The organism is Methylobacterium sp. J-026 (genome assembly GCF_022829585.1).
Classification (GTDB): Bacteria; Pseudomonadota; Alphaproteobacteria; order Rhizobiales; family Beijerinckiaceae; genus Methylobacterium.
Genome location: NZ_JAKSYC010000229.1, coordinates 1 through 26,230, shown reverse-complemented (window position 1 = coordinate 26,230; position 26,230 = coordinate 1). Strand labels below are relative to the sequence as shown.

Below are 26,230 nucleotides of genomic sequence, written 5' to 3'. Positions count from 1 at the left end.
CCTGCCCTCGGGGCTCGGAATGGCAGGCCCCTACGTGCCGCATCCGCTCCACGATGGGGTCCGGGACTGGCCGGAGACCAACTGCTACGTCGACCTCTGGATCGAGCTGCTGCACGGTCGCGGCCTCGTCCCGGAGGCGATGCTGGGCTTCACGCTCCGGCAGGATTTCGAGGGCGACCAGTTCACCTTCTTCAAGCCGCCGCCCGGCGACATCGAGCGGCTCTACGGCCTGGAGGTGCTGGAACTCGCGGTCTACGCCGGTCTCGAGGCGCACGCCTTGACCCAGATGGCGGCCGGCCGGCCAGTGCTGGTCGAGGTCGACGCGATCTACCTGCCCGACACCCATGGCACCACTTACGGGCGCGACCACAGCAAGACGACGATCGGCATCCTCGCCCTCGACCCGGCGGCGGGCGAACTCGACTACCTGCACAATGCCGGCCGCTTCCGCCTCTCGGGGGCGGATTATGCCGGGATCTTCGGCCCCGCGACCCTGCCGCCCTACGCCGAGTTCGTGAAGACTGTCGCCCCGCCCCTGCCCGCGTCGGAGCTTCCGGGCGTTGCCCTGGACCTGCTCGCCAAGCATCGCGCCCGGGCGCCGGAGCGGAACCCGATCCTGGCGTTCCGCGAGGCATTGGCGGCCACGGCCGGGGCGCTTGTGTGCCAGCCGCTCGGCGTGTTCCACGCCTACGCGTTCAACACGACCCGCCAGCTCGGCGCGAATTTCGAGATGCTGGCGAGCCACCTCACCTGGCTCGACGCGTCCGGCGCCGGCGCCTTTGCGCCCGCCGCGGAGGCGGCCGCCGGCCTGAGCCGCGAGGCGAAGGCGTTCCAGTTCCAGCTCGCCCGTGCCTTCCACCGCCGCCAGGCCGAGGGACTGGCCCCGCGCCTCGACCGTCTGGCTGCGACCTACGAGCGCGTGTTCGCGTCCCTCGACGGCGCCCTCGGCCGCTAGGGTCGCCCGATGGCCCTCATCCGCAGCGTCGACGGGCGGGCGCCGGAGGCTTTGGCCGGCCCCTGGCGGCTCGCCCTGACGCCGCCCGGGGCCTGCGCCGGTCCGGGCGATCTCGGCGGCATCACCGACTGGATCCCGGCCCACGTTCCCGGAACCGCCGCGTCCGCCCTCACGGCGGCCGGGCGCTGGACCGAGACCGCCCCCACGCCGATCCACGACCGCGACGTCTGGTATCGGACCCGCCTCGCCGGTCCCGGCCCTGTCCGCCTGCGGTTCGAGGGGCTGGCGACGCTTGCCGAGGTCTGGCTCGACGGCGCCCCGCTCCTCAGCGCCCGCACGATGTTCGAGCCGCACGCCGTCGAGGCCGAACTCGGCGCCGAGTCCGATCTCGCGCTCTGCTTCCGCGCTCTGCGCCCGGCGCTCGACAGGCCGGCCAAGCGCGGGCGCTGGCGGCCGCGGATGATCACGCCGGGATCGCTGCGCCACATGCGCACCAGCGCCCTCGGCTTCATGCCGGGCTGGTGCCCGGAGATCGACCTCGTCGGCCCCTACCGGCCGATCACCGTCGAGGCCGTGCGCCCCGGACTCGCGTCCGCCGACCTGCGTGCGACCCTGGATGGGGATACCGGTCGCCTGGCCGCGCGCCTGCGGATCGAGGGCCGGGCCGGTGCGGCGGTGCTCCTGTGCGACGGGCGCGAGACGCCGCTTTCCGAGATCGCGCCCGGCCTGTTCGCCGGCGAACTCGTGCTGCCCGGGGTCGCCCCGTGGTGGCCGCATACCCACGGCGCGCCGCATCTCCACCGGGTCGAGGCGCGGGTCGATGGGGCGCTTGTCGATCTCGGCCGGGTCGGCTTCCGATCCCTGTCGCTGACCCGCCCCTTCGCGGAGGGCCTGTCGCTCGCCGTCAACAGCGTGCCGGTCTTCTGCCGCGGCGCCAACTGGACGCCGCCGGACCTCGTCGGGCTGAGCTCGGATGGAACCCGGACCTTGCTCGCGCTGGCCCGGGAAGCCGGCATGAACATGCTGCGGGTCCCGGGCACGACGCTTTATCCATCGACCGACTTCTACGATCAGTGCGACGAACTCGGCATCCTGGTCTGGCAGGACCTGATGCTGGCCAATTTCGACTATCCGCACGACGATCCGGACTTCGCCGCCGGCCTCGCCCGGGAGGTCACGGCGTTCCTCGACCGCACCCAGACCGCGCCGTCGCTCTGCGTCCTGTGCGGAGGCAGCGAGGTCTGGCAGCAGGCCGCGATGCTCGGCGCCCCGCGTGCCGTCTGGGCCGACACCTTCTGCGAGACGACCCTCGCGACGTTGGCGGCGGCCCAGCGGCCCGACCTCGTGGTCGTGCCCAACTCGCCCTCCGGCGGGGCCCTGCCGTTCTCCCCGCGCGCAGGCTGCACGCATTACTTCGGCGTCGGTGCCTATCGCCGGCCCCTCGCGGATGCCCGCCGGGCCGAGGTCGGATTCGCCAGCGAGTGCCTCGCCTTCGCCAACCCGCCCGAGCCGGGGACCCCCGGGCCCGTCGATCCGACCGATCCGGCCTGGGCGGCGGGCATCCCCCGCGATCGGGGTGCCGATTGGGACTTCGAGACCGTCCGCGACCATTACGTCGGCCTCCTCTACGGGGTCGATCCGGCCGCGCTGCGCCTGGACGACCCGGAGCGCTATCTCGAACTCGGGCGTGCCGCCGTCGCCGAGGTGATGGAGGCGACATTCGCGGAGTGGCGCCGGCCGCGCTCGCCGACCGCGGGCGGCCTCGTCCTGGCCCTGCGCGATCTCGGGCCGGGGGCCGGCTGGGGCGTGATCGACTGGCGGCAGCAGCCGAAATCCGCATGGTACGCGCTCAAGCGCGCCTTTCGCCCGGTGCAGGTTCTCCTCACCGACGAGGGTCTGGACGGCCTGCACCTCCACGTCCTCAACGAGACTGCGGACATCCGCGCGCTGACCGTCACGCTGACGTTCGCCGATTGCGGCGGCCGGGTCGCGGCGCGGGCCGAGCGCGGCGTAACGCTTGGTGCTCGCGCCGCGCTGACCCTGACCTCCGCCGAACTGCTCGGCCGCTTCTTCGACGCCACCGACAGCTACCGGTTCGGGCCGCGGATCCACGATGTCGCCCATGCGTGCCTGACCGGGGCGGACGGAGGTATCATGGCCGAGAGCTTCCACTTCCCCGGCCCGCGCCCGATCGCCCAAGGCGCCATCGGGCTTCGTGCCGAGCCGGTGATGACCGAGTCGGGTCCGGCCCTGCGCATCGCCACGGAGCGCCTCGCCCTCGGCGTCCAGATCCAGGCCCCCGGCGCACGCCCCGCCGATACCGGCTTCCATCTGGCGCCGGGGACGGCGCGGCTGATCGCCTTCCCCGGCCGGACCCGGCTCCCCCGCGGCAGCGTCCGGGCCATCAACAGCAGCGAGAGCGCGGAGTTCGGTCATGACATCTGAAGCCCGGGCTATGATCGCCCCCGCCCCCGGCCCGCTCGATCCCTATCCGGTGACCTTTGCGGGCCTGTTCGGCTGGTTTCATCCGGCACCCGGGCGGCGCGGCGTGGTCCTCTGCGGCGCGCATGGCTTCGAGCAGATGGCCGCGTACCGCCCCTGGCGGGCGCTGGCCGAGAGGCTCGCCGGTGCGGGCTGCCCGACCCTGCGCTTCGACGCCCCGGGCGAGGGCGATTCCGCCGATCTCGATGCCGCTGGGGTCGCTGCCTCCGTCGCGGCGATCGGCCAGGCGATCCGGTTCCTGCGCGAGACGGCCGGCGTCGCCGAAATCGTCCTCGTCGGCCTACGGCTCGGCGCGACCTTCGCGGCCCTGGCCGCGGAGGCGGAGCCCGTGGACCGCCTCGTCCTGCTCGCGCCGGTCGCCACCGGACGGGCCTACCTGCGCGAGATGCGGATGCGGGCGCAGACGATCGGGCGCCTCCCGGACGGCTCCGCTCCGCCCCCGGAGCTGGAGGGTCTCACCGTCGGTGGCTTCCGCATGGATGCGGCCTTCCTGGCCGAACTCGCTGGGCTGAATCTCGCGCGGATCGCCAAGCCCCCGGCCCCCCGCGTGCTGCTCCTCGCCCCGGACCCGGCGGCGCTGGCTGCCCGCCTTGGCGCGATCGGCTGCGCCGTTGAGGCGGGACCCTTCCTAGGCCTGGCGCATCTCGTGGGCGATCCGATCTTCGTGAAGGTGCCGGAGGGGGATTTCGAGCGCATCACCGCCTTCGTGGCGGACGGGGTCGCCCCGGCGGAGGCGGCCGCGACGGTCCCGCCCCCGGCGCGCCTGGCGGGCGCGGATTGGACCGAGGAGCCGATCCGGCTCGATTCGGGCCTGTTCGGCATCCGCTGCACCCCGCACAGGCCGGAACCCGGCACGCCGACAATTCTCTTCGTCTCCACCGGCATGACCGTCCGCTCGGGGTGGGGGCGGCAGACCACCCGGCTCGCCCGGAATCTCGCCGCCGAGGGCGTCGGCTCGTTCCGCCTCGACCTGGGCGGGATCGGCGACAGCGCCGGGCGTGCGGACGGCGGCCGGCCGCTCTTCGCCCCGGATGGCTACGCGGACGTGGTCCGGGCGGTCGACCATCTCGCCCAAGGCGGGCCGATCGTGCTCGTCGGCGGCTGCAGCGGGGCCTACGCGGCCTTCCACGCGCTCTGCCGGGATCCGCGGATCGACGGGGCGCTGCTGGTCAACCTCCACTGCTTCGACTGGGATCCGGATCAGGATGTCGACAGCGTGATCCGCCAGACCTACGGCAGCGCCGCCACCTACGCAGCGCTCCTGACCCAGGGCGCCACGTGGCGCCGCCTGTTCCGCGGCCAGATCCGGGTCGGGGCGATCGCCGGTGTCCTGGCCCGGCGCGGGTTCGACGCGGCGCTGCGGCGGGTCCGACGCGCCTGGCGGGTGCAGGCTCCGGGCGGGTCGGTCGCCCGGCGCGTGGCCGCGATCCGGCGCCGCGGCGCCGAGATCCGCCTGGTCTACAGCGCGGGCGATCCCGGCCTGGCCGCCCTGCGCCGACACCTCGGACGCTCGCCGAGCCGCGCCGGACGGCGCCTCGGTGCCCCGGTGACGATCGTGCCGGATGCCGACCACAACCTCGGTTCGGCCGCGGCGCAGGCGGTGCTCGGCCTCGCGGTGCGCGACCTCCTGCGCGCGGCACGGCGCGTTCCCGCGGCGCGCTCCAGGAAGCCGGATCGAGCCGTGGCCACCTGGCACATGGTCGCGACATGACGGCCTTCACGCGCCGGTCGGCCATGACGATGGCCGCAGGGTCCCTGGCGGTTGGATCCCTGGCAGCGGGCTCTTTGGCCACGGGGGCCTCAGCCGCGCCCCTGCACCGGTGCGAGGACCTGATCGATTCCATCGGCGTGAACGTGCATCTCGGCCACGGCGGCAGCCCCTATGTCGAGCGCTTCGCCGCCTGCGCGGCCGCTCTCGACGAGCTCGGCCTGCGCCATCTGCGCGACGACATCGTACTCACCGGCGGCGAGCCCGCCGGGCAGTTCGCGCGGATCGCCGCCCTGGCCGAACGCGGCTATCGCTTCAGCCTCGTCTTCTATGACGGTCTGACGCCGGGGCCGCGGGTTCCCCCGGAGCGCTTCGCGGAGTTCGCCGGCTGGGCCGGCGGCGGGCTCGTCGTGGCCGAGGGCGGCAACGAGCCCCCGATCGCCGGCCGGCCCGACCTGCCACGCCTCTCCGCCGACCATCAGGCGGCTTTGTTCCGGGCGGTGCGTGCGGATGCCCGGCATCGATCCGTGAGGGTCGCCGGACCGAGCTACATTCAGGGCAACGTCGCCGCCGCGCAGGATCTCGCGGCTGTGGTCGATCTCGCCAACATCCATGCCTATCCGGGGGCCGAGCACCCCGAGACGAGCGGCGGCGGCAGCCTCGCCCGTTTCGTCGCGGCAGCCCGGCCGGTCTTCGGGCCCGCGCCCGTGATCGCCACCGAGAACGGCTACCACACGGCGCTCGCCACCGGCAGCGCCCACCTGCCGGTCTCCGAGGGCATCCGGGCGCGCTACATCCCGCGCCTGCTCCTGTGGAGCTACCTGCAGGGTGTGCGCCGGACCTACCTCTACGAACTCATCTCCAGCTTCGATCACGGCGACGGCGACCCGGAGAGCCGCTTCGGCCTCCTCGCCCATGACGGCCGGCCGACCCCCGGTTTCGCGGCCCTGCGCAGCCTCGTCCGGCTGTTCGGTGGCGGCGAGGCGGCCGGCGCGCCTTTCGCCGGGGCGGTCGAGGTCGCGGCCCCCGCCGCGACCCCCGACCTCGTGGCCGCCCGCTTCGCCCGGCGGGACGGCGCCGTTCTGGTGCCGGTCTGGCTCGGGCTCGACGGGTGGGACCGGCGCAGCCGCGCCCCCCGACCCGACGCTCCCCCGCGGGCGGTCGAGATCCGCCTGTCGCAGCAGCCGCGGGCGCTGCGACTGCATCGCTTCGCGGATGACGGCTCCGTGAGCGTGCATGCGCTTCCGCCCGATCGGCGCGTCCCGCTCCAGGTCACCGACCGGCTCGGCGTGCTGGAGGTGCTGTAAGTGGCGATGGGGCGACATTCCTTTGCGAAAGCGGCCGCCGGAGCTTTGGTCCGGTGCCCGGACCCGGCGTCGAGGGCGGTGCGCATCCCATGTTGAGCCTCCTCTGCGACAAGCTCGTCAGCGCGACCCTGGTGCTCCTGAACCTCCTCGCCCCGGTGGAGGTCCACGTTGACCGGGACCTCGCCTACGCCCCCGGGATCCGGCACGAGGCCGACATCTACCGGCCGAGCGTGCCCGGTCCGAGCCCGGTCCTGGTGTTCCTCTACGGGGGCGGGTGGCGGACGGGCTCCAAGGAGGAGGTCGCCTATGTCGGCGCCGCCTTCGCGCGCCGGGGTTTCGTCGTGGTGATCCCCGAGTTCCGGCACTTCCCGGCCGCCAGCCTGTCCGGTATCCTGGCCGACAACGCTGCGGCGGTCGCCTGGACCATCGCCCACGCGCCCGAGTTGGGAGGCGATCCCCACCGCGTCGTGGTGGCGGGCCATTCCTCCGGCGCCTGGGCCGCGGCCATGCTGGGGCTCGACGCGACATGGCTCAAGCAGGCCGGATCCAGCCCGGAGGATCTGGCCGGAATCGTCGGCCTCGCCGGACCCTACGCGGTCACCGCGCTGACCGATCCGCTGGACGCGCAGGTCTTCACCGGCGCCGACCCCACCCTGCAGCCGATCAATCACGCCGCCGGCCCGCACCCGGCGCTGCTGCTGCTGACCGGCGCCGCGGACCAGGACGTCCGGCCGTCCGGAACGATGGCGCTCGCGGACCGGCTGCGCGACGACCACGCCCGTCAGGAGATGCACATCTATGCAGGGCTCGGTCACGGCCAGATCGTCCGGTCGCTGAGCTTTCCCTTCAGCCTCATGGCCCCGACCGCGGACGACGTCGCGCGGTTCGTGGCGGGCGCGCATGCCGGACCGTAGCGCACGGGCCGTCGTCACCGTCGCGCCGGATCGCCGCCACATCATGGCCGTTGTCATTTCGTGCCGCTGTGCTCTCGCCGTTGCAGCCATCGCGCGGCGGCTCGGATAGCGTTCAGGCGTCTCCACGAGGCGCTCCCCATGCCCGTCGCCGCGCTCACGCTCCGCCGTTTTCTGCTGCTCGCGCTGCTGCTCGTGAGCCTCATCAAGCTCGCCGACAGCATCGCGCATTCCGAACTGCAGCGCGCCGCGCGCGAGATGACCTATGCCGCCGCCGTGGTCGGCGGTGAGGCGGCCGGTGCGTCCGACGAGTAGCGGGTCACCGGGCATTCCGGGCGTCGCGCCCGCGCCGGCCTCGCACGGCACCGGCGCTCCTTGCTGCGGCGCCCGATGGCCTCGATGTCGACCTGGGCGCCATCACGGCGCTTTACGCGTTCCGTGAGGCGCATATCCGGGCGGCCTTATCGGCCGAGCGACGGGCCGCCCGACGTGCCTCCGGTACCGGGCGGCCCACCGGTCGGCGTGCCACCGATGTTCACATCCGGCGTTGTGCCAGGGACGGACGAGTTGCTCGAATTGGCCTCGTTCCCCCGGGTGATCGGGCTGGGCCCGAGATCGCGTGCCCCGGGGGCGACACCGCCCGTGGTGGCCGGCGGGGCCACGCCGGTGTTGCCGGCGCCGCCGGTGACCACCTGCGCCACGGCAGGACCGGCCAGGGCGATGCCGACGGCGCTCGCCAGGGCTACGAGAGTGCGGGTCATGAGCTCATCCGTACGAGTGTTGCGCCTCGGGAACGGCTGACGCTCAGCGAAGTTCAGCCCGCCGAACCCAGGCGCCACACTCTCATGCAACTGCCGCTTACTCGCCCGGTTTGAACGGCGGCTCCTTCCCGGGGGGCACGCCCTCCTGCGCCATGCTCAGCAGCATGGCGATCGTCACATAGGTGCCGGTGAGCGTGGTCAGGTCGACGACGCCCTGGTCACCCAGCACCGCCTTGGCGCGCGCGAAGGTCTCGTCGGAGACCGCCTGCTTCGTGGAGAGCTCCATGCAGAAGTCGTACACGGCGGCCTCGTCGGGCGTCATGCCCTCCGGCCGCCTGTTCGCCTTGAGGTCGGCCGCGACCTGTTCGGAGAGCCCGGCTTTGATCGCGAGCGGATAATGGGCATACCACTCGACCTGCGAGCGCCAGAGGCGCCCCTGGATCAGGATGGCGAACTCGTTCAGCCGCGTCGGGACCGAGGTGTGCCAGCGCAGGTAATCGAGGAGGTCGTACATCCGCTGCGCCATCTCGGGGCTGCGGATCATCGGGTTGTACGGTCCGCCGATCCCGACACTCGAGACCTTCATTATCATCTCGCCGACCGGACGCTGGGCCGGCGTGAGCTGATCCAGCGTCAGTTGCGGGAACCGCGGTTCCTGGCCAGGCGCGCCCCAGGACGTCTGTACCGCCAGCCATCCGCCGGCCGCCGCTACGATGGCCGCGGCCGCATGCCCCTTGGCTCCGAACAGGCCCATCGATCCCTCCCTGGTACGGGCACGCTCTGGCGCGCCTCTCTGGGCGGGGATAGTCCGCCATGCCCCTGCGAAGATCCAGTCGCCCGGCGTGGCGCGAGCCGCCCACCGTCAGGGCCGCGGCCGTGGCGGTCTCCGGCTCCGTCGTGATCCTCGGATGGCGGTGAGCCATCCGGGGTTCAGACATGAGAAAGGCGGCCCGAAGACCGCCTCTGCTAACGCATTGCCAGAGCAAATCAAAAATGGTCGGAGTGGCCGGACTTGAACCGACGACCCCCTGTCCCCCAGACAGGTGCGCTACCGGGCTGCGCTACACTCCGATGCCCCAAGGGCTCCGGGCTCATAGCCTTCGTGCCCCGCCGGTGCAACCCCTTCGAACCGCTGCTCCGGGCCGGACGCGCTGGCGCTCGCCGTCTCCGGCCGCTACGGGGAGCGCCTGCCCCCGGTTTCGCCCAAGGATCATGACCGACCGACCGATCGCCTTCGATCTCACGCGCCTCGTCACGCGCCTGCGCCACGCCAGCCCCTCGGGAATCGATCGCGTCGATCTCGCCTACGCCCGCGCTTTCCTCGGTCGTGACCGAACCGGCTTCGGCGTCGTCTCCACGGCGTTCGGGCCGCGGGTCCTCGACCGCGACCGGTCCCTCGCCATCGTCGAGGCCGTGGCGGCCGGCTGGATCGAGGACCGGGAGGCGCAGGCGGATCCGATCTACCGCCGCTTGGCTTCGCGCTGCGGCGCAGCCGGGCTCGATGCGGCGTCTGAGGCCTCGGGTCGGCGGACCGGCACCCATGCGCGGCGCCGGATCCAGGCCCGGACGGCGGCCGATATCGTGCTGCGCGGCCGTCCGGTGGCCGCGCTCCCCCGCGACACGCTCTATCTCCACACCTCGCACCTGCGCCTCGACGATCCCCGGCGCTTCGACTGGCTGTACACGCGCCGGGACGTACGCGCCGCCTTCTTCGTCCACGACCTCATCCCGATCACCCATCCCGAATATGGCCGCGCCGGCGAGGCCGAGCGCCACAGGGCGCGCCTGCGCACGATCGGGCGGCACGCCGCTGCGATCCTGGTGAACTCGGACGATACCGGCTGGCGCACCCTCGAACACCTGGCCGCCGAAGGCTTCGGCCGGCCGCCGGTGGCGGTGGGCCATCTCGGCGTCGAGGCCGCCTTCGGGGGCGCGGGGCCGCGGTTCCGGCCAGACCGGCCGACCTTCCTGGTGTGCGGCACGATCGAGTCGCGCAAGAACCACCTGCTGCTGTTCCAGATCTGGCGGCTCCTGGCCGAGCGCCACGGCGCCGCCGCGCCGCGCCTCGTCGTGGTCGGGCGCCGCGGCTGGGAGGCCGAGAGCGCCATCGACATGCTGGAGCGGTGCCCCGGCGTGCGCGCCCACGTGATAGAGGCCACGGGGCTGTCCACCCACGGCCTGGCGGCGCTGATGCGCAGCTGCACCGCGCTGCTAATGCCGTCGTTCACGGAGGGCTACGGGATCCCGCTGGTCGAGGCTGCGGCCTCCGGGCTGCCGGTGGTGGCCTCCGACATCCCCGTCCATCGGGAGATCGCCGACGGCTTCGCCCTGTTCCGCGATCCCCTCGACGGTCCGGGCTGGCTCGCGGCGATCGAGGCGCTGGCCGCTCCGGCGTCGCCGCTGCGGCGGGACCTGGCCGCCCGACTCGACGCCTACGTGCCGCCGGACTGGACGGCCCATTTCGACGCGGTCGGACCGACCCTGGCGGCGCTCTGACCATGGCCCGAGTTGCGCCGCCCCGGCCCGATCAATAAGGAAAAGCGTCGGTCTGCGAGGCGGATGCAGCCTGTCGGCCGAACAATCTCGGGTGGAACGGAGATCCTGCCGATGCAGGTGGTCGACCTCGATCGTGATACGGTCAAGCGCGGGCTCGATGACGGCACAATGCTGATCATCGATGTACGCGAACCGCACGAATACAGCGCTGGACATATTCCCGGCGCCGTCTCGCATCCGCTCTCCGAATTCGATCCGGAGGCCGTGGCTGCCCTCGTCGCCGAGGACGGGCGGCAGCCCGTCTTCTCCTGCGCCTCCGGGGTGCGTTCGGTCCACGCGCTGATCGCGGCGCAGAATGCCGGTCTCGACATCACCCGCCACTACAAGGGCGGCTTCAAGGACTGGTACGGGGCGGGGGAAACGATCGCGTAGCGGCCGGATCAATCCGGACTGTGCCGCCGTCATGTGCGCTCGCGCACAAGCAACATCGTTGCCCGCGGGTTACGGCGCGTCTGCGGCGGAACTATCGTCAAGCTCGGCGCGACCCTCGGTCGGCCAATGGACAGCAGGACCCGATGCGCAGCCGGCTTACCAGCCTCCTCACCGTTCTCTCAGGACTGGCCGCCGGCCTCGCCGCAGGTTCGCTCGCGACGCCCGCGCACGCCCAGGCCCCGGGCGGTCCACCGCCGAAGGTCACCGTGGCGAAGCCGGTGGTGCGTCAGATCGTCGAGCAGGACCAATATACCGGCCGCTTCGACCCGATCGAGTACGTCGAGGTCCGTGCGCGGGTCACCGGGTACCTGGAGAAGATCAACTTCACCGACGGCCAGACGGTGAAGAAGGGCGACGTCCTGTTCGTCATCGACCGGCGGCCCTACAAGGCCGCGCTGGAGCAGGCCCAGGCGGCGCTGACTTCGGCCAAGGCGCGCCAGTCGTTCTCGCAGACCGACCTGGAGCGCGCGCAGACCCTTTCGAAGAGCGGAAACATCTCCGAGCAGGTGACCGACCAGCGCCGGCAGGCCTCGCAGACCGCCCAAGCGGATGTCGACAGCGCCCAGGCCGCGCTGAACAACGCCCAGCTCAACTTCGATTTCAGCGAGGTGAAGGCGCCGATCAACGGCCGGATCAGCCGGCGGCTGGTCACGGAGGGGAACATCGTCAGCGCCGACCAGACGATGCTGACGACGATCGTGTCGCTCGACCCGATCTATTTCAGCTTCACGGTCGATGAGAAGGCGTTCCTGAAATATCAGACCAGCCTCGGCATCGGCATGGGCCAGACCCAGCAGGGCAAGGGCGTGCCGATCCTGATCTCGCTGTCGGGCGAGGCGAAACCGACCCGCAAGGGCACCCTCGACTTCGTGGACAACCGGGTCGACACCGCCACCGGCACGATCCTGCTGCGGGCCACGGTGCCGAACGGCGATTTGTTCATCAAGCCCGGCCTGTTCGGCATCGTGTCGATGCCCGCCACCAAGCCGTTCCAGGGGGTGATGATTCCCGACGAGGCGGTGGCCGCCAACCAGGACAAGCGGATCGTCTATCTGGTCGGCGCCGACAACGTCATACAGCAGAAGGACGTGGTGCTCGGCCCGAAGGTCGACGGCTACCGGGTGATTCAGTCCGGGCTGAAGGGCGACGAGACGGTGGTGGTCAACGGCATCGCCCGGGTCCGGCCCGGCGCGAAGGTGACCCCCGAGACCGTCGAGCTGCCCCCGAGCAAGACGTGAGCCCGACGGGCTCGCCGCGACTGCCTACGAGCGCGCCGCACGGCGCGCGCCGCACCGATGACGCAGGGCCCCGGCCGGGTGACCGGCGGGCCTCAGAGGTTTGACCGATGCGTTTCGCCCACTTCTTCGTCGACAGGCCGATCTTCGCGTCGGTCACGTCGATCGTCTTCCTGATCCTCGGCTTCGTGGCCTACGAGACCCTGCCGGTCTCGCAGTACCCCGAGATCGTGCCGCCGACCGTGACCGTGCGCGCCTCCTATCCGGGCGCCAACGCCGAGACCGTCGCCGCCACGATCGCGACGCCGATCGAGCAGGAGGTCAACGGCGTCGACAACATGCTGTACATGACGTCGTTGTCGACCAACGACGGCAACATGCTGCTGACCGTGACCTTCAAGGTCGGCACCAACCTCGATATCGCCAACGTGCTGGTGCAGAACCGTCTCTCGGTCGCCCAGCCGCGCCTGCCGCCGGACGTGCGCAACCTCGGCGTCACCGTGCGCAAGGCCTCGCCCGACCTGATGCTGGTCGTGCACCTGCTCTCGCCCAACAAGACCTACGACCAGAACTACCTCGCCAACTACATCTACCTGAACATCCGCGACGAGCTGCTGCGCCTCGACGGCGTCGGCGACATCACGATCTTCGGCGGTAACGAATACGCCGAGCGGATCTGGGTCGATCCCAACAAGCTCGCCGCCTACGGCCTGTCGGTGACCGACGTCACCACGGCGCTGCAGGAGCAGAACGTCCAGGTGGCGGCCGGCCAGCTCAACGGCCCCCCGGCGGCACCCAGCGAGGCGTTCCAGCTCGTTGTGCAGTCGCAGGCGCGGTTCAAGACGCCCGAGCAGTTCGCCGAGGTGATCATCAAGGCGCAGGACGGGCGCCTCGTCCGGGTGAAGGACATCGCCCGCGTCGAGATGGGCCAGAAGGATTACACGACCAACTCCTACCTCAACGACACGCCGGCGGTGGGCATCGGCGCCTTCCAGCGGCCGGGCACAAACGCGCTCGACGCGGCGACCTCGGTCAAGAAGGTGATGGAGACGGTCAAGAAGAACTTCCCGCCGGACGTCGAGTACCGGATCGCCTACAACCCGACCGAGTTCATCGAGGAGTCGATCCAGGAGGTCTACAAGACCCTGTTCGAGGCGGTCGGCCTGGTCGTCATCGTGGTGCTGGTGTTTCTCCAGAGCTGGCGGACCGCCCTGATCCCGGTGATCGCGATTCCGGTGTCGCTAATCGGTACCTTCGCGGCGATGGCGGCCTTCGGCTTCTCGCTCAACAACCTAACCCTGTTCGGGCTGGTGCTGGCCATCGGCATCGTGGTCGACGACGCCATCGTGGTGGTGGAGAACGTCGAGCGCAACATGGCCGAGGGGCTCTCCCCCGGCGACGCCGCCCACAAGACCATGGACGAGGTTGGCGGCGCGGTCATCGCCATCGCGCTGGTGCTCGCCGCGGTGTTCGTGCCGACCGCGTTCATCCCGGGCATCTCGGGCCAGTTCTACAAGCAGTTCGCGCTGACCATCGCGGCCTCGACGCTGATCTCGGCCTTCAATTCGCTGACCCTGTCGCCGGCGCTCTGCAAGCTGCTGCTCGTGCCGCACCACGCCCGCAAGGAGCCGAAGTTCTTCCTGACGCGGTTCGTGGCCTGGCTGGCCAACGGCTTCAACCGTGCCTTCGACGCCACGTCGAACGCCTACGGCCGGGCCATTCGCGTCCTCACCGGCGGGATCGTCGGCATCGGCGTGATGCTGCTGGTCTATGCCGCCGTGATCGCCGGCACGCTGCACCTCGCGCAGACCACGCCCACGGGCTTCATCCCGGACCAGGACCAGGGCTACCTGATCGGCGTCGTGCAGCTCCCCTCCGGCGCCTCCCTCGACCGCACCACGGAGGTGATCCTGCGGGCCGCCAAGCAGGCCAGGACGGTGCCCGGCGTCGCCAACGCGGTGATCATCGCGGGCTTCGACGGGGCGACCTTCACCAACACCACCAATGCCGGCGTGATGTTCCTCACCCTCACGGGGGCCAAGGAACGCGCCGGTCAGGGGCGCAGTGCCGGGGTGATCACCGGCGAGGTGCTCAAGGCCACCGCGGACATCCAGGAGGCGCGGGTGATCGTCATTCCGCCGCCGCCCGTCCGCGGCCTCGGCAATGGCGGCGGCTTCAAGATGCAGATCGAGAGCCGCCAATCCTCGGATATCGGGCCACTGATGGCGGCGGCCGGCGAGGTGATCGGTCAGGCCAACCAGAGCGCCGATGTCCAGCGCGTCTTCACGACCTTCGACAACTCGACGCCGCAGCTCTTCCTCGACATCGACCGCACCATCGCGCGCATGCTGAACGTGCCGCTGGCCAACGTGTTCTCGTCGGTCCAGGCCGATCTCGGCGGCACCTACGTCAACGACTTCAACACCCTGGGCCGGATCTACCAGGTGCGCCTGCAGGGCGACGCCGCCTTCCGCACCTCGATCCAGGACATCTCGCAGATCAAGGTGCGCTCCTCGACCGGCGCGCTGGTTCCGATGGGCACGCTGGCCTCCGTGCGCGACGTGACCGGCCCGCAGATCGTGCAGCGGTTCAACCTGTACTACTCGGTCCCGGTACAGGGCGTGGCCAAGCCCGGCGTCTCCACCGGACAGGCCCTCGACGCCATGGAGGCGATCGCCAAGAAGGCCCTGCCCGACGGCTTCGCCTACGACTGGACCGAGATCGCCTTCCAGCAGAAGGCCGCGAGCGGCACCGCCGGCGCCGTCTTCGCGCTGGGCGTGCTGCTGGTGTTCCTGGTGCTGGCCGCGCAGTACGAATCCTGGGCCCTGCCGCTCGCGATCCTGCTGGTGGTGCCGACCGGCGTGCTGGCCGCGCTGGCGGGCGTGCAGTTCCGGGGGCAGGACAACAACATCCTGACCCAGATCGGCCTGATCGTGCTGATCGGCCTGGCTGCCAAGAACGCGATCCTGATCGTGGAATTCGCGCACGACATCGAGCAGCGCGAGCACCGCGGCCCCGTGGAGGCGGCGGTGGAAGCCTGCCGCCTGCGCCTGCGCCCGATCCTGATGACCGCCTTCGCGTTCATCCTCGGCACCCTGCCGCTGGTGATCGCCACCGGTCCCGGCGCCGAGATGCGCCAGGCGCTCGGCACCGCGGTGTTCTTCGGGATGATCGGTGCGACCTTCTTCGGCCTGTTCCTGACCCCGGTCTTCTATGTGGTGATCCGGCACCTCTCGAACTGGCTCGGCCGGTTCCGCAAGAAGCACACGCACGGGGATCACGGGGACGCCGCGCCCGCCCACGGCTGATACGCCGTTCGCAGCCGCGCCGGATCCGTGGGGATCGGGCGCGGCACGCGCGCGACGGACAAGCCCGCCGGGTGTACAGGCTCGGACCATGCACGCCCTCGGCCGCCTGTTCCTCGGGGCCTTCGCCCTCCTCCTCGCCGTCCCGGCGGGCTTCGCCGTCCTGGCCCTGGCGCTCCTCGTCGACCCGACCGCACAGGCATGGCTGACCGGCGGGGCGCTCGCCGGGCTCGACATGGCCCTGTCCGACATCTCCGCGGGCCTGCCGCCGGAATCGCTGGCGCTGCTGATCGCCGGCCTCGCCAAGGCGCTGTTCGTGCTGCTGGTCGTGCCCCCGGCGCTCATCGGCCTCGGCGGCGAGATCCTCGGGCGGCGCGGCCTTCTGTGGTACGGCGCCGGCTGCGGGGCGCTGACGGCCGCCCTCCCCTGGTTTGCCCGGGGCGCGACGCGGTCCGGGGAGGCCGGCCTCGACCCGAATCGCCTGGCCGCTGAGGCGCGACTGACCCTGATCCTGTTCGTCGCCGGAGCCTGCGCCGGCTTGGTCTACTGGCTGGTCGCCGGTCGCGGGGCCGGTCCCGCCCGGGACGACCGCCCGGCCGGGGCCGCGTGAGGCGCACCGGCGCCGGGCGCCCTTGGCCCCGGGCGTCCGGGCGCGCTACAGGGAGGCCGCCACCCCTCGGATTCCGATGCTCGCCCTGCGCTCCCTCGCCTTCAACATCTGCTTCTACGCTGTCACGACCGTCCTGGCGGTCGGCGGTCTGCCGACGCTGATCTCCGGGCGGGCGGTGCTGGGGCTGGCGCGCCTCTGGGGACAGATCACCCTGTGGCTGCTGCGGGTGGTCGCGGGCACGCGGGTCGAGTTCCGAGGCCTCGAGAACATCCCGGAGGGGCCGCTCCTCGTCGCGGCCAAGCACCAATCGGCCTTGGAAACCCTGGCGCTGGGTACGGTGCTGCCGAACTTCGCCTACATCCTGAAACGGGAGCTGTTGTTCATCCCGCTGATCGGCTGGTACCTGTCGCGCAGCGGCATGGTGGCGATCGACCGGTCCAAGGGCAACCGGGCCATGAGCCTGATGAACGCCGCCGCCGGGGCGGCGATCCGCCAGGGCCGCCAGCTGATCATCTTCCCGGAGGGGACCCGCCGTCCGGCGGGGGCGCCGCCGGCCTACAAGCAGGGCCTGTCGCACCTCTACACGGCCCTGCAGGTGCCCTGCCTTCCCGTGGCCTTGAACACCGGCCTGTTCTGGCCGCGCAACAGCGTCGTCCGCCGGCCCGGTACCGCGGTCATCGCGTTCCTGCCGATCATTCCCCCGGGCCTGTCCCGGCAGGAATTCCAGGCCCTCGCGCAGGAGCGCCTGGAGGCGGCCTCGAACGCCCTCGTGGAGGGCGGCCTCGGCGGATCGGCCGCTGCCGGCCAGCCGATTCCGGACACCGAGGTCCGCGCGGTGGCGGCCCGGCGCCACTGAAGTCCCGCCTGCACCGGCGTACAGGAACGCTCACGCACGGGCGGTGCAGGCTTGTGGATAACGGGTACAGATCCCATTTTCCGACCTAACGACGTCGTCCTTGACGGCTGTGGATAGACCGCGCTAGGTTGGAACAAATGGCGAACAGAAGAGCCCTGTCCTGGTCGGCCGCGCTCCGCGACCTGAAGGACGATCGCAGCCGGAGGCAGGATGTGCGCGAAGAACGTCTCAAGACGACAGCCGGCCTGCGCGGCACGCCCGCGCTCCCGCTCTCGGCTTGGCGCGGCCGCTCCGGCCGTCGCTACGTGGTCGGGGTCCATCCGGCCGGGGGATTCGACCTCGACGAGATGGCGCAGGCGGTGGTGATCGCGGTGCGCCGCGACGTGTCCGGAATCGCCGAGATGCTGTCGGTCGCCACCTCGAAGGAGAGCCCGCGCGACCATCTCCGCCGGACTTGGTTGGACCGTGTCCGGCACAGCGGCGCCACCGAGATGCATGTGCATCGCCTTGCCGAGAACGAGGCCGAGCGGGTGGCGATCGTGGCGGACCTGCGGGTGGATACGGCGGAGCCGGCTCAGGTCTGAGCCGGAAAACCCGAGTCTTCGCGCGGTCCGGTCCGGGCAACCATCGAACGGGAAAGCCGCCGCCCCAGTTTCGCCCCTTGCATGGCTTCAAGCCGGGGTCGGAATGCCCCGACGGGACCGGGGTGCGGAGCGAAACGCATGGCGCAGGATCGGACGCGGCCGGAGAGCGCGGCACAGACGCCCCCGGGGCGGGTCGCAGGTCGGTCGCGGCGCGGGCTGTTCCTGCCCTACATCCTCCTCGCCGTCGTGGTGGTCGCGTGGTCGATCGGCTGGATCTGGATCCGTAGCCGGGCGGCCAGTGAGATCGATGGCTGGATGGCGCGGGAGGCCACCGCAGGCCGCAACTGGGCCTGCGCCGACCGATCGCTGACCGGGTACCCTTTCCGCATCGAGCTGCGCTGCAGCACCGTGACCCTGGAGCGGTCGGACGGTCGCTTCCGTCTGGGGCCGAGCATCGCGGTGGCGCAGGTCTATCAGCCGCGTCTCGTCGTGTTCGAGAGCGCCGGTCCGTTCCATGTCGAGCAGGGCGCCCTGATCGGTGACGCCGCCTGGCGCGCCCTGCAGGGCAGCTTCCACGGTGCCTCGGACGGGTTCACCCGGGCCTCGGTGGTGATCGACGATCCGACGGTCACCGTCGCGGGTGCCGATCCGGGACCCATCGCCATCTCGGGCCAGCATCTGGAACTGCATGCCCGGCCCGATCCCGGCCGCTACGCGTCCGAGGGCGCGGTGGATGTCAGCCTGCGCCTCGCGCAGGCCGCGGTTCCGCAGCTCGACGCCCTCACCGGCACCCAGGATCCGGCCGACCTCGCCCTCGACGCGACGCTGGCCCAGGCCACCGTGCTGCGCACCGGGCCGCTGCCTCGGGAGCTGGAGCGCTGGCGTCAGGCCGGCGGCACCCTGGACATCACGGCCCTGTCCCTGGCCAAGGGGCCGCAGCGCGTCCAGGCGAAGGGCACGCTGGCCCTCGATGCCGCCCACCGGCCGGCGGGCCAGATCGACCTGCGGGCGGCCGGGATCGATGCGCTCGTCGGCAATCTCGTCGGCCAGCGCTTCGGTTCGGACCGGGGCGCCCTGGTCGGCCAGCTCGTCGGCGGCCTGCTGGGGCTGAGCCGGCGCCCGCAGCCGGACGCGCAGGCCGATACCGTGCCGCTGAAGGACCTGCCCCCGCTCCGCCTCGTCGACGGCAAGCTCGTCTTGAGCGGCTTCCCGATCCCCAACGTCCACGTGCCGGCGCTGTATTGACGCCGGCGCGCGCGCGGCGGGCGGGATCATGCGCTATAAGGTGCCGATGGCCTCCGAGACCGTCTTCCCGCCCCGCGTCAAGATCTGCGGGCTGAGCACCGAGGACACCCTCGATGCCGCCTTAGGGGCGGGCGCGGACTGGATCGGCCTCGTCCATTTCCCGCGCAGCCCCCGCCATGTGGACCTCGCGCGGGCCGCAGCGCTGTCGGCCCGCGCCCGGGGGCGGGCCGAGCGCGTGGTGCTGCTGGTCGATCCGGACGACGTCCTCCTGATTCGCGCGGTCGAGGTCGTGGATCCGGACCTGATCCAGTTGCATGGGCGTGAGACTCCCGAGCGGGTCGCGGCGATCCGCACCCTGACCGGGCGTCCGGTGATGAAGGCGATCGGCGTCGCGACGGCCGCGGATCTCACGCCGCTGGCCGCCTACGCGGCCGTGGCCGACCGGATCCTCCTGGATGCCAAGGCGCCCCCCGGGGCGATCCTGCCGGGCGGCAATGGCCGGCGCTTCGATTGGACGATCCTCGCTGGCCTGGACTTGCCGCGGGACACGATGCTGTCGGGGGGGCTCGACGCCGCCAACGTCGCCGAGGCCCTGGCCTGTACCGGCCTCGGCGCCGTCGATGTCTCTTCGGGGGTTGAATCGGAGCCCGGCGTCAAGGATCCGGAGCGGATCGCGGCCTTCGTGGCGGCCGCGCGGGCGGCGCGCTGACCTTACCGCGGCGCGGGCAGCGCCGCGCGGCCGGTATTCGGCACGGTGTAGGGGCCCGGCACTTCGCTCTCCGGCGCGTAGGTCCGTAGCCGTGACGCCTCGCGCTCGTAGCGCACGGCCTCCCGGCGGTGATGACGGGCCCGGGCTCGGGTCCTGCCCTGGCCCAGCCACGTGAAGATACCGCCGACGACGATCCCCAGAGCCACCGCGCCGAATAGGATCGCGTAGAGCGGCAGGTCGACGCTGAACACCGGCGCGTCCGCGTTGAACGGATCGAAGGAGAGCCGGACCGGTGCACGGTTGGCCACCGCCAGCAGGATCACCAGAGCGGCGACCGGCAGCAGCACGAGGCTCTTCAGAAAACGGATCATCGCGCTCACAGCTCTCTTCCTACTCTGCGGCCGAGGCGCTCTCGCCGATGCCCGCCGCATTGAGGCGCTGGCGCATCTCCTTGCCGGTCTTGAACACGGGGATCGCCTTCTCGGACACGGCAACGGCCGCCCCCGTCCGCGGGTTGCGTCCCCGGCGCGCCTCGCGGCGCTTCACCGAGAAGGCCCCGAAGCCGCGAAGCTCCACCCGGTCGCCGCGGGCCAGTGCGTCGGAGATGGTATCGAGGATCGCGTTGACCAGGATCTCCACGTCACGCTGGTAGAGATGCGGGTTCTGCTCGGCGATCTTGAGGACGAGCTCCGACTTGATCATGGCGCCTAATCTTCTCGCGGGATCGGGGCGGGCTTCGTGCGGCGGCCCGGTCAGGGTTCCGGGTGCCACAGGGCGAGGAGCCCGCCGCGGGCAGCCTCCGCCTCCGCTCCGACACTCCTCAACCGCGCCGCGACGCTGTCGAAGCCGAGGAGATCCGCCCCGAGGCCGGCGGCGGACCAGAGCGAGAACCCGCTCTCCGTTGCGGGCTTCCAGTCCTTGACCGGAAGATCCTTCGGGACGCCTTTGGTGCCCTCCAGCCACGCCACCGCCTGGCGCTCGCTGCCGAGTTCATCGACGAGCTTCAGCGGCACGCTCTGGCGCCCGCTGAACACCCGTCCGTCCGAGACCGCCGCGACCTGGCCGGCATCCATGCCCCGGCGCTCGGCGACGAGGCCCTTGAACCAGGCATAGGTGTCTCCGACCACCGCGGCCAGGGCGGCGCGCGCCTCCGGCGTGGTCGGAGTGAAGCCCGAGGGCTCGGCCTTCAGCGGCGACGACTTCACCGACTCGACCTTGACGCCGACCTTGTCGAGGAGGCCCGAGAGATCCGGATATTGGAACAGCACGCCAATGGAGCCGACGAGGCTCGTCTCGCGCGCGACGATATGGTCGGCCGCGATGGCGGTGATGTAGGCGCCCGAGGCCGCGGTGCCGTCCACGAAGGCGACCAGCGGCTTCTTGGCGGCGAGCGCCCGCAGGTTGCGGAAGATCTCCTCCGAGCCCGTGGTGGTGCCGCCCGGCGAATTGATCGAGACGATCACACCCTTCACGGCATCCGCTTCGCCGACGCGCTTCATCAGCTTGGCGGTCGACTCGCTGCCGGCGATGAAACCCGAGACCGAGATTCGGGCGATCTGCGGCTGCACGGCGAAGCCGCCTTCCGTACCGGTCCGCACCCGGTAGCCGAGGGCGCCGACCGCCACGATCAGGCCGCCGATTCCGAGCACGCGCCAGAGGGACAACCTGCGGCGGAGGCGCCGCCGGTCAATCAGCAGTTCGGCGTCGGCTGCCATGCTCACGCTTCCCCTTGCCTGCCTGGGCTGGCCCCGTGACGGGGTGCGGAGGCGAGGCTCCGCGCCGGGCAAGTCCTTGGTTTCCTTTGCCACGCGCGGCCGGAGCCGTACGAGGCCGGTGTTCTAGAGCATTTTCCGCAGGCCTGGATATGGGCCGCGCGAAGAAAATGCGGCACCCGGCCCCGGCCGTCGAGCCAGCCTGGTCTTACGTGGCCTGCAGCGTCGCGTTTCCGGACAAGGGGCAGATCAAAATGTCGATCGCCGCCGTACGGCCGATCGAATGCGACGCCGACGTGAGCAATCCGCACGAAACTCAAGTGTAACCAGAATCGTCAGCGTCTATCGCAGCACGACACCGCATCCGAGGGATTGATAACGGTCAGGCCGTCTGCCTCGAACGGACCGGTGTCGCGGGTGGCCACCATCATGCCGCGTGCAGCGTCCGTGGCGGCGCTAGAGCCGTCCGCCCGGTGAGGGCTCTGCCGGCCGTCCTCGCCCGTGCCCTCAGCGCGGCATAAGCCTGGGACGCGCCCAGATCGGAGGACAGGATCCGCCGCGAGAAGGCGGGCAGGACCTCGCGTTCCAGGCGCTCCTGATCGATCGCGCGCCGTCGGCCGTCCGGCATCGCCGCAGGGCCGAAGCGCAGTGCAGCCATGGTGATCGTGGACGGGTAGAGGGTTTCGATCTTCTGCCCATCGATCCAGGCGACCACCCTGGGATCCGGTTCGACCTTCCAGGGCTCGCAAATCACGCTGGCATCGAGGACGATCATTCAAAGCGCATCGGTCCGACCGCCGTTTGATCGCGCACCGCTCTGAAATGCTTCGCTTCGGTCATTCCAACGGCTTCGCGCGCGATGGACACCAGCAGCGACCCTAGCTCCAGACGACCTTTGGGCTTGGCGGCCTGCGCGAGAAGACTGCGAATTTCCGCCCCTGTGCTGCGACCGTGCAGAGCGGCCCGGGTGCGAAGGGCGCGATGCACCGCCCGGGGACATTGCGGATCGTGATGGACGGCATCGATCCAACCTCCGGACCCGGACGGTAATGATTGCAGTCTTCTACAGTGCGATCACGTCAGGCGATCGAGCTGGGAGGGGGCGGATCAGGCCCTCCGAGCGAAGCGGCAGCCGCAGGAAACGCATGAAAAAGCCCGCGCGGGACAGGTGTCCCGCACGGGCTCCTCTGGATCCTTCCGAAGCCGCCGTCCGGCCGAGCCGGGCGGCGAGACCGTCGGTCTCAATCGTCGTCGGAGCGCTTCTTGTTGAAGGCCGCGCCGAGGATGTCGCCGAGCGAGGCGCCCGAATCGGCGGAGCCGAACTGGGCCATCGCCTCCTTCTCCTCGGCCACTTCCAGGGCCTTGATCGAGACCTGGACGCGGTGGGCCTTGCGGTCGAACTGCACGACCCGGGCGTCGAACTTCTCGCCGGCGGCGAAACGCTCGGGGCGCTGGTCGCCGCGGTCGCGGGCGAGTTCGGCGCGGCGGACGAAGGTGGTCATGTCGGTGTCGACGATCTTCACCTCGACGCCGGCATCCTTCACCTCGATCACCTCGCAGGTGACGATCTGGCCCTTCTTGATCTCGCCGGCCTCGGCGAAGGGGTCACCGCCGAGCTGCTTCACGCCCAGCGAGATCCGCTCCTTCTCGACGTCGACGTCGAGGACCTGGGCGCGGACCATGTCGCCCTTCTTGAACTCCTCGATGACCTGCTCGCCGGGACGGTTCCAGTCGAGATCCGACAGGTGGACCATGCCGTCGACATCGCCCTCGAGGCCGATGAACAGGCCGAACTCGGTCTTGTTCTTGACCTCGCCCTCGACCTCGGAGCCGACCGGGTGCTTCTCGGAGAAGGCCTCCCAGGGGTTCTGCAGGGTCTGCTTGAGGCCCAAGGAGATGCGGCGCTTGACCGGATCGACCTCCAGGATCTGGACCTCGACCTCCTGGGAGGTGGAGACGATCTTGCCCGGATGGACGTTCTTCTTGGTCCAGCTCATCTCGGAGACGTGGATCAGGCCCTCGATCCCCGGCTCCAGCTCCACGAAGGCGCCGTAATCGGTGATGTTGGTCACCCGGCCCTTGAGCTTGGCGCCCTCCGGGTAGCGGGCGGCGATGCCCTCCCACGGATCGGCCAGAAGCTGCTTGATGCCGAGCGAGATGCGGTGCGTCTCGTGGTTGATCTTGATGATCTTGACCTTGACCGTCTGGCCGATGGTCACGACCTCGGACGGGTGGTTCACGCGGCGCCACGCCATGTCGGTGACGTGCAGCAGGCCGTCGATGCCGCCGAGATCGACGAAGGCGCCGTACTCGGTGATGTTCTTGACGACGCCGTCGATGACCTGACCCTCTTCGAGGTTAGCCACCAGCTCCGAGCGCTGCTCGGCGCGGCTCTCCTCGAGCACGGTCCGGCGCGACACGACGATGTTGCCGCGGCGGCGATCCATCTTGAGGATCTGGAACGGCTGCGGGGTGCCGAGCAGCGGGGTGACGTCGCGGACCGGGCGGATGTCGACCTGCGAGCGCGGCAGGAACGCCACGGCGCCGTCGAGGTCGACGGTGTAGCCGCCCTTGACCTGGTTGAAGATCGTGCCGGTGACGCGGTCGTTGTTCTCGAACGACTTCTCGAGCTTGACCCAGCTCTCCTCGCGGCGCGCCTTGTCGCGCGAGATGACGGCCTCGCCGAGCGCGTTCTCGATCCGGTCGACGTAGACCTCGACCTCGTCGCCGACCTTCAGCTCGCCTTCCCGGCCGGGGCCGGTGAATTCCTTGAGTGCGACACGGCCCTCCGTCTTGGCGCCGATGTCGATGACGGCCACGTCCTTCTCGATCGCGACGACGCGACCCTTGACGACGGACCCTTCGGTGATCTCGTGCTCGAGGAAGCTCTCCTCGAGGAGTGCGGCGAAATCGTCGCGGCTCGGGCTATGCCCCAGAGCGGTACCTGCGGTCATTCCATCTCCTGAACGGCCTCCCTCGGAGGCCCGTTGCGCCGGCGGCTCGCGTTGCAGACACCCCCGTCCGCCGCGGCCACCCCCTGCATTTTCCGGGAGAGGCGACCGGTCCCAAAAGAACCGGCTTGCCGACGCGTCGATACGGATGACGAGGACGGTCCGTCCGGCGGCTCAGCGGGCGCGCCAGAAGACGAGCGCGCGAGAGCGGGTCCGGAAAGACACCGGGTGCCTTACAGCAACAGTACCGGGACTTCAACCGAAGGCGGTTTCGCTGCCGCGGCGGGTGATGACGAAGCCGTGGCGGTCTTGCCGGCTGCCGCGGGAGCGCTGTACGACCTCGGGTCCATGGAGGCATGGTCCGGACGCGGCGACACGCGCCCCCTGGACACGATCGCCCAGTCGAGGAAGGGTCGGCGCCGTCAGCGGCTTGCCTGAGAGCCGGCGATCGGAGAACGAACCGTGCGTCGCTTCGATAGCAGTATGCACGTCTAAGGCATCAGAATACCCTGCGTCCCGCATCCCGGAAAATGGAAGGCTGAGCGTCCGATGCCCGCCGGATACAGCACGCCGATGGAGATGTTGGCACGGAAACTCGACAGCAGCGGGCGCCTGGGGGAGGCCGAGCGGGCCGCGGTCCTGAACCTGCCCCATAGCATCCGGAGCCTGCCGGCCCGGCACGACATCGTCCGGTTCGGCGACCAGCCGAGCCAATGCTGCCTCGTGCTCCAGGGCTGGGTGTCGCGCTATGCCGCCCTGTCGGAGGGGGGGCGGCAGATCCTGTCGTTCTATGTCGCCGGCGACATGCCTGATCTGCAGAGCCTGCACCTCCACCGGATGGACCATCACATCGCCAGCCTGACGTCCTGCACGATCGCGTTCATCGCGCACGACGCCCTGCACCGGGTCTTCCGGCGATACCCGACCCTCACCGGCGCGATGTGGCGCGAGACCTTGATCGATGCCGCGCATTATCGCGAACGGATCACCAGCCTCGGCCGGCGGCAGGCCCTCGGCCGGGTCGCCCACCTGTTCTGCGAACTCTATCTCCGTCAGCGCGCCGTGGGTCTAGCGAGCGGGCTGCGCTGTCCCATGGCGCCCAAGCAGGCGGAGATGGCCGACGCCTTAGGCCTCACCAGCGTCCACCTGAATCGGGTGCTGCGGACGTTGCGGACGCGCGGCCTCGTCAGCCTGAGCGGCGGTACGCTGACGATCGAGGATTGGGACGAACTGGCGGCGGTGGCCGAGTTCGACCCGACCTTCCTGAACCTGGATCGCAGCGTCGTGCCTATCCGCGAGGCCGCCGACCCCGTCTGACGCAGCGCGGACCGCCTCAGGCAGCCCGGGCCAGCGTGTCGGCGGCGCCGGGGACCTCGTCCGTGTGGACGTCGAACCGCACCAGGGCCGCCGCGCCGAAGCTCGTCGTCAGGGCGCAATCGGTGGCGTCGCGTCCGCGGGCCATGACGATGCGGCCGATCCGGGGGCAGTTGTGGCGGGCGTCGAAGGTGTACCAGCGCGGTCCCCCGGGCCCGTCGAGATAGACTTCGAACCAGGCGGAGAAATCCATCGGCGCCAGGTCCTTGGGCACGCCGATGTCGCCGAGATAGCCGGTGGCGTAGCGGGCCGGGATGTTCATGCACCGGCACAGGGTGATGGCGAGGTGGGCGAAGTCGCGGCAGACGCCCTCGCGCTGCATGAAGCCGTCATGGGCGGTGCGGGTGGCATCGGCGCGCTGGTAGTCGAAGCGCAGGCGCTCGTGGGCGTAGTCGACGATCGCCTGGACCCGGGCCCAGCCCTCCGGGGTCGAGCCGAACAGCGACCAGGCGGTCTGCGAGAGCTTGTCGGTGTCGCAGTAGCGCGAGCCGAGCAGGAACATCAGCACCGCGTCCGG

The 26,230-nt window shown here is 70.8% G+C and carries 24 protein-coding genes, 1 tRNA gene and 2 pseudogenes; 17 read left to right on the top strand and 10 right to left on the bottom strand.

The features are described 5' to 3' along the window. The first annotated feature begins 19 nt into the window (after window positions 1–19). The 6 genes from MKK69_RS19850 (at window position 20) to MKK69_RS19825 (ending at window position 7,698) form a co-directional block, all read left to right on the top strand. The gene (locus tag MKK69_RS19850; protein WP_243970661.1) at window positions 20–955 is read left to right on the top strand and encodes a DUF1839 family protein; all 936 of its coding nucleotides are present in this window, start codon (window positions 20–22) and stop codon (window positions 953–955) included. A 9-nt stretch (window positions 956–964) separates the two neighbouring features. Continuing rightward, the gene (locus tag MKK69_RS19845) at window positions 965–3,400 is read left to right on the top strand and encodes a glycosyl hydrolase 2 galactose-binding domain-containing protein (protein WP_243970659.1); all 2,436 of its coding nucleotides are present in this window, start codon (window positions 965–967) and stop codon (window positions 3,398–3,400) included. Then, window positions 3,390–5,168: an alpha/beta hydrolase family protein gene (locus MKK69_RS19840; protein WP_243970657.1), complete on the top strand. Its 1,779-nt coding sequence runs from the start codon at window positions 3,390–3,392 to the stop codon at window positions 5,166–5,168. Before MKK69_RS19845 ends, MKK69_RS19840 begins: the two co-directional genes overlap by 11 nt. Further along, complete coding sequence (locus MKK69_RS19835; RefSeq protein ID WP_243970655.1) at window positions 5,165–6,472, top strand: hypothetical protein; 1,308 nt, start codon at window positions 5,165–5,167, stop codon at window positions 6,470–6,472. Before MKK69_RS19840 ends, MKK69_RS19835 begins: the two co-directional genes overlap by 4 nt. An 89-nt stretch (window positions 6,473–6,561) precedes the next feature. Further along, window positions 6,562–7,386 (top strand): alpha/beta hydrolase, encoded by an 825-nt coding sequence (locus MKK69_RS19830; RefSeq protein WP_243970653.1) that lies wholly within the window; start codon window positions 6,562–6,564, stop codon window positions 7,384–7,386. A 138-nt stretch (window positions 7,387–7,524) separates the two neighbouring features. After that, a complete protein-coding gene (locus MKK69_RS19825) occupies window positions 7,525–7,698 on the top strand; it encodes a hypothetical protein (protein WP_243970651.1) in 174 nt (57 codons plus the stop codon). A gap of 146 nt (window positions 7,699–7,844) precedes the next feature. Here the strand turns inward: MKK69_RS19825 and MKK69_RS19820 are convergent, their stop codons facing one another. The 3 genes from MKK69_RS19820 to MKK69_RS19810 form a co-directional block, all read right to left on the bottom strand. Then, window positions 7,845–8,144, bottom strand: coding sequence for a hypothetical protein (locus tag MKK69_RS19820; protein WP_243970649.1), 300 nt, complete (start codon window positions 8,142–8,144; stop codon window positions 7,845–7,847). A gap of 97 nt (window positions 8,145–8,241) precedes the next feature. Further along, the gene (locus tag MKK69_RS19815) at window positions 8,242–8,898 is read right to left on the bottom strand and encodes a carboxymuconolactone decarboxylase family protein (RefSeq protein ID WP_243970647.1); all 657 of its coding nucleotides are present in this window, start codon (window positions 8,896–8,898) and stop codon (window positions 8,242–8,244) included. Window positions 8,899–9,138: 240 nt separating this feature from the next. Next, window positions 9,139–9,215 (bottom strand) — tRNA-Pro (locus MKK69_RS19810). Between the two features lie 141 nt (window positions 9,216–9,356). Here MKK69_RS19810 and MKK69_RS19805 point away from each other — a divergent pair. The 9 genes from MKK69_RS19805 to MKK69_RS19765 all read left to right on the top strand — a co-directional run bounded on the left by MKK69_RS19805 (window position 9,357) and on the right by MKK69_RS19765 (window position 19,676). Further along, the gene (locus tag MKK69_RS19805) at window positions 9,357–10,640 is read left to right on the top strand and encodes a glycosyltransferase family 4 protein (protein ID WP_243970645.1); all 1,284 of its coding nucleotides are present in this window, start codon (window positions 9,357–9,359) and stop codon (window positions 10,638–10,640) included. A gap of 111 nt (window positions 10,641–10,751) precedes the next feature. After that, on the top strand, window positions 10,752–11,072 hold the full coding sequence (locus MKK69_RS19800) for a rhodanese-like domain-containing protein (protein ID WP_243970643.1): 321 nt from the start codon (window positions 10,752–10,754) through the stop codon (window positions 11,070–11,072). A 143-nt stretch (window positions 11,073–11,215) separates the two neighbouring features. Further along, the gene (locus tag MKK69_RS19795; RefSeq protein ID WP_243970642.1) at window positions 11,216–12,370 is read left to right on the top strand and encodes an efflux RND transporter periplasmic adaptor subunit; all 1,155 of its coding nucleotides are present in this window, start codon (window positions 11,216–11,218) and stop codon (window positions 12,368–12,370) included. Window positions 12,371–12,477: 107 nt separating this feature from the next. Next, window positions 12,478–15,675: an efflux RND transporter permease subunit gene (locus MKK69_RS19790; RefSeq protein ID WP_243970640.1), complete on the top strand. Its 3,198-nt coding sequence runs from the start codon at window positions 12,478–12,480 to the stop codon at window positions 15,673–15,675. Between the two features lie 88 nt (window positions 15,676–15,763). Next, window positions 15,764–16,282: a hypothetical protein gene (locus MKK69_RS19785; RefSeq protein WP_243970638.1), complete on the top strand. Its 519-nt coding sequence runs from the start codon at window positions 15,764–15,766 to the stop codon at window positions 16,280–16,282. A gap of 76 nt (window positions 16,283–16,358) precedes the next feature. Continuing rightward, window positions 16,359–17,138, top strand: coding sequence for a lysophospholipid acyltransferase family protein (locus MKK69_RS19780; RefSeq protein ID WP_243970637.1), 780 nt, complete (start codon window positions 16,359–16,361; stop codon window positions 17,136–17,138). A gap of 137 nt (window positions 17,139–17,275) precedes the next feature. Next, window positions 17,276–17,722 carry a hypothetical protein gene (locus tag MKK69_RS19775; RefSeq protein ID WP_243970635.1) on the top strand — a complete coding sequence of 149 codons (447 nt, stop codon included), beginning with the start codon at window positions 17,276–17,278 and terminating at the stop codon, window positions 17,720–17,722. A gap of 138 nt (window positions 17,723–17,860) precedes the next feature. Continuing rightward, on the top strand, window positions 17,861–18,967 hold the full coding sequence (locus tag MKK69_RS19770) for a DUF2125 domain-containing protein (RefSeq protein ID WP_243970633.1): 1,107 nt from the start codon (window positions 17,861–17,863) through the stop codon (window positions 18,965–18,967). A gap of 28 nt (window positions 18,968–18,995) precedes the next feature. After that, on the top strand, window positions 18,996–19,676 hold the full coding sequence (locus tag MKK69_RS19765) for a phosphoribosylanthranilate isomerase (RefSeq protein ID WP_243970631.1): 681 nt from the start codon (window positions 18,996–18,998) through the stop codon (window positions 19,674–19,676). 2 nt (window positions 19,677–19,678) lie between these two features. Here the strand turns inward: MKK69_RS19765 and MKK69_RS19760 are convergent, their stop codons facing one another. Genes MKK69_RS19760 through sppA form a run of 3 tightly spaced genes read right to left on the bottom strand, consistent with a single transcriptional unit; the run spans window position 19,679 to window position 21,391 of the window. Then, window positions 19,679–20,047, bottom strand: a complete 369-nt coding sequence (locus tag MKK69_RS19760) for a LapA family protein (RefSeq protein ID WP_243970697.1) — start codon at window positions 20,045–20,047, stop codon at window positions 19,679–19,681. 19 nt (window positions 20,048–20,066) lie between these two features. Beyond that, window positions 20,067–20,378 (bottom strand): integration host factor subunit beta, encoded by a 312-nt coding sequence (locus tag MKK69_RS19755; RefSeq protein ID WP_091785957.1) that lies wholly within the window; start codon window positions 20,376–20,378, stop codon window positions 20,067–20,069. Window positions 20,379–20,428: 50 nt separating this feature from the next. Continuing rightward, on the bottom strand, window positions 20,429–21,391 hold the full coding sequence (gene sppA, locus MKK69_RS19750) for a signal peptide peptidase SppA (protein WP_243970629.1): 963 nt from the start codon (window positions 21,389–21,391) through the stop codon (window positions 20,429–20,431). A gap of 149 nt (window positions 21,392–21,540) precedes the next feature. Here sppA and MKK69_RS19745 point away from each other — a divergent pair, with 149 nt between their 5' ends. Further along, window positions 21,541–21,714: a hypothetical protein gene (locus MKK69_RS19745; protein WP_243970627.1), complete on the top strand. Its 174-nt coding sequence runs from the start codon at window positions 21,541–21,543 to the stop codon at window positions 21,712–21,714. Window positions 21,715–21,723: 9 nt separating this feature from the next. Here MKK69_RS19745 and MKK69_RS19740 read toward each other — a convergent pair. The 3 genes and pseudogenes from MKK69_RS19740 to rpsA all read right to left on the bottom strand — a co-directional run bounded on the left by MKK69_RS19740 (window position 21,724) and on the right by rpsA (window position 24,342). Next, a pseudogene (locus MKK69_RS19740) lies at window positions 21,724–22,163 on the bottom strand (PIN domain-containing protein). Next, window positions 22,160–22,410 (bottom strand): annotated as a pseudogene (locus tag MKK69_RS19735) (FitA-like ribbon-helix-helix domain-containing protein). Before MKK69_RS19735 ends, MKK69_RS19740 begins: the two co-directional pseudogenes overlap by 4 nt. 219 nt (window positions 22,411–22,629) lie before the next feature. After that, window positions 22,630–24,342, bottom strand: a complete 1,713-nt coding sequence (gene rpsA / locus MKK69_RS19730; RefSeq protein ID WP_243970625.1) for a 30S ribosomal protein S1 — start codon at window positions 24,340–24,342, stop codon at window positions 22,630–22,632. A gap of 546 nt (window positions 24,343–24,888) precedes the next feature. On the opposite strand from rpsA, the gene MKK69_RS19725 reads away from it, so the two are divergent. Continuing rightward, window positions 24,889–25,656, top strand: coding sequence for a Crp/Fnr family transcriptional regulator (locus MKK69_RS19725; RefSeq protein WP_243970623.1), 768 nt, complete (start codon window positions 24,889–24,891; stop codon window positions 25,654–25,656). A 16-nt stretch (window positions 25,657–25,672) separates the two neighbouring features. On the opposite strand, the gene MKK69_RS19720 is transcribed toward MKK69_RS19725, so the two are convergent. Beyond that, window positions 25,673–26,230, bottom strand: a 558-nt coding sequence (locus MKK69_RS19720; protein ID WP_243970621.1) for a transglutaminase-like domain-containing protein, incomplete at its 5' end; no start/stop codon positions are given.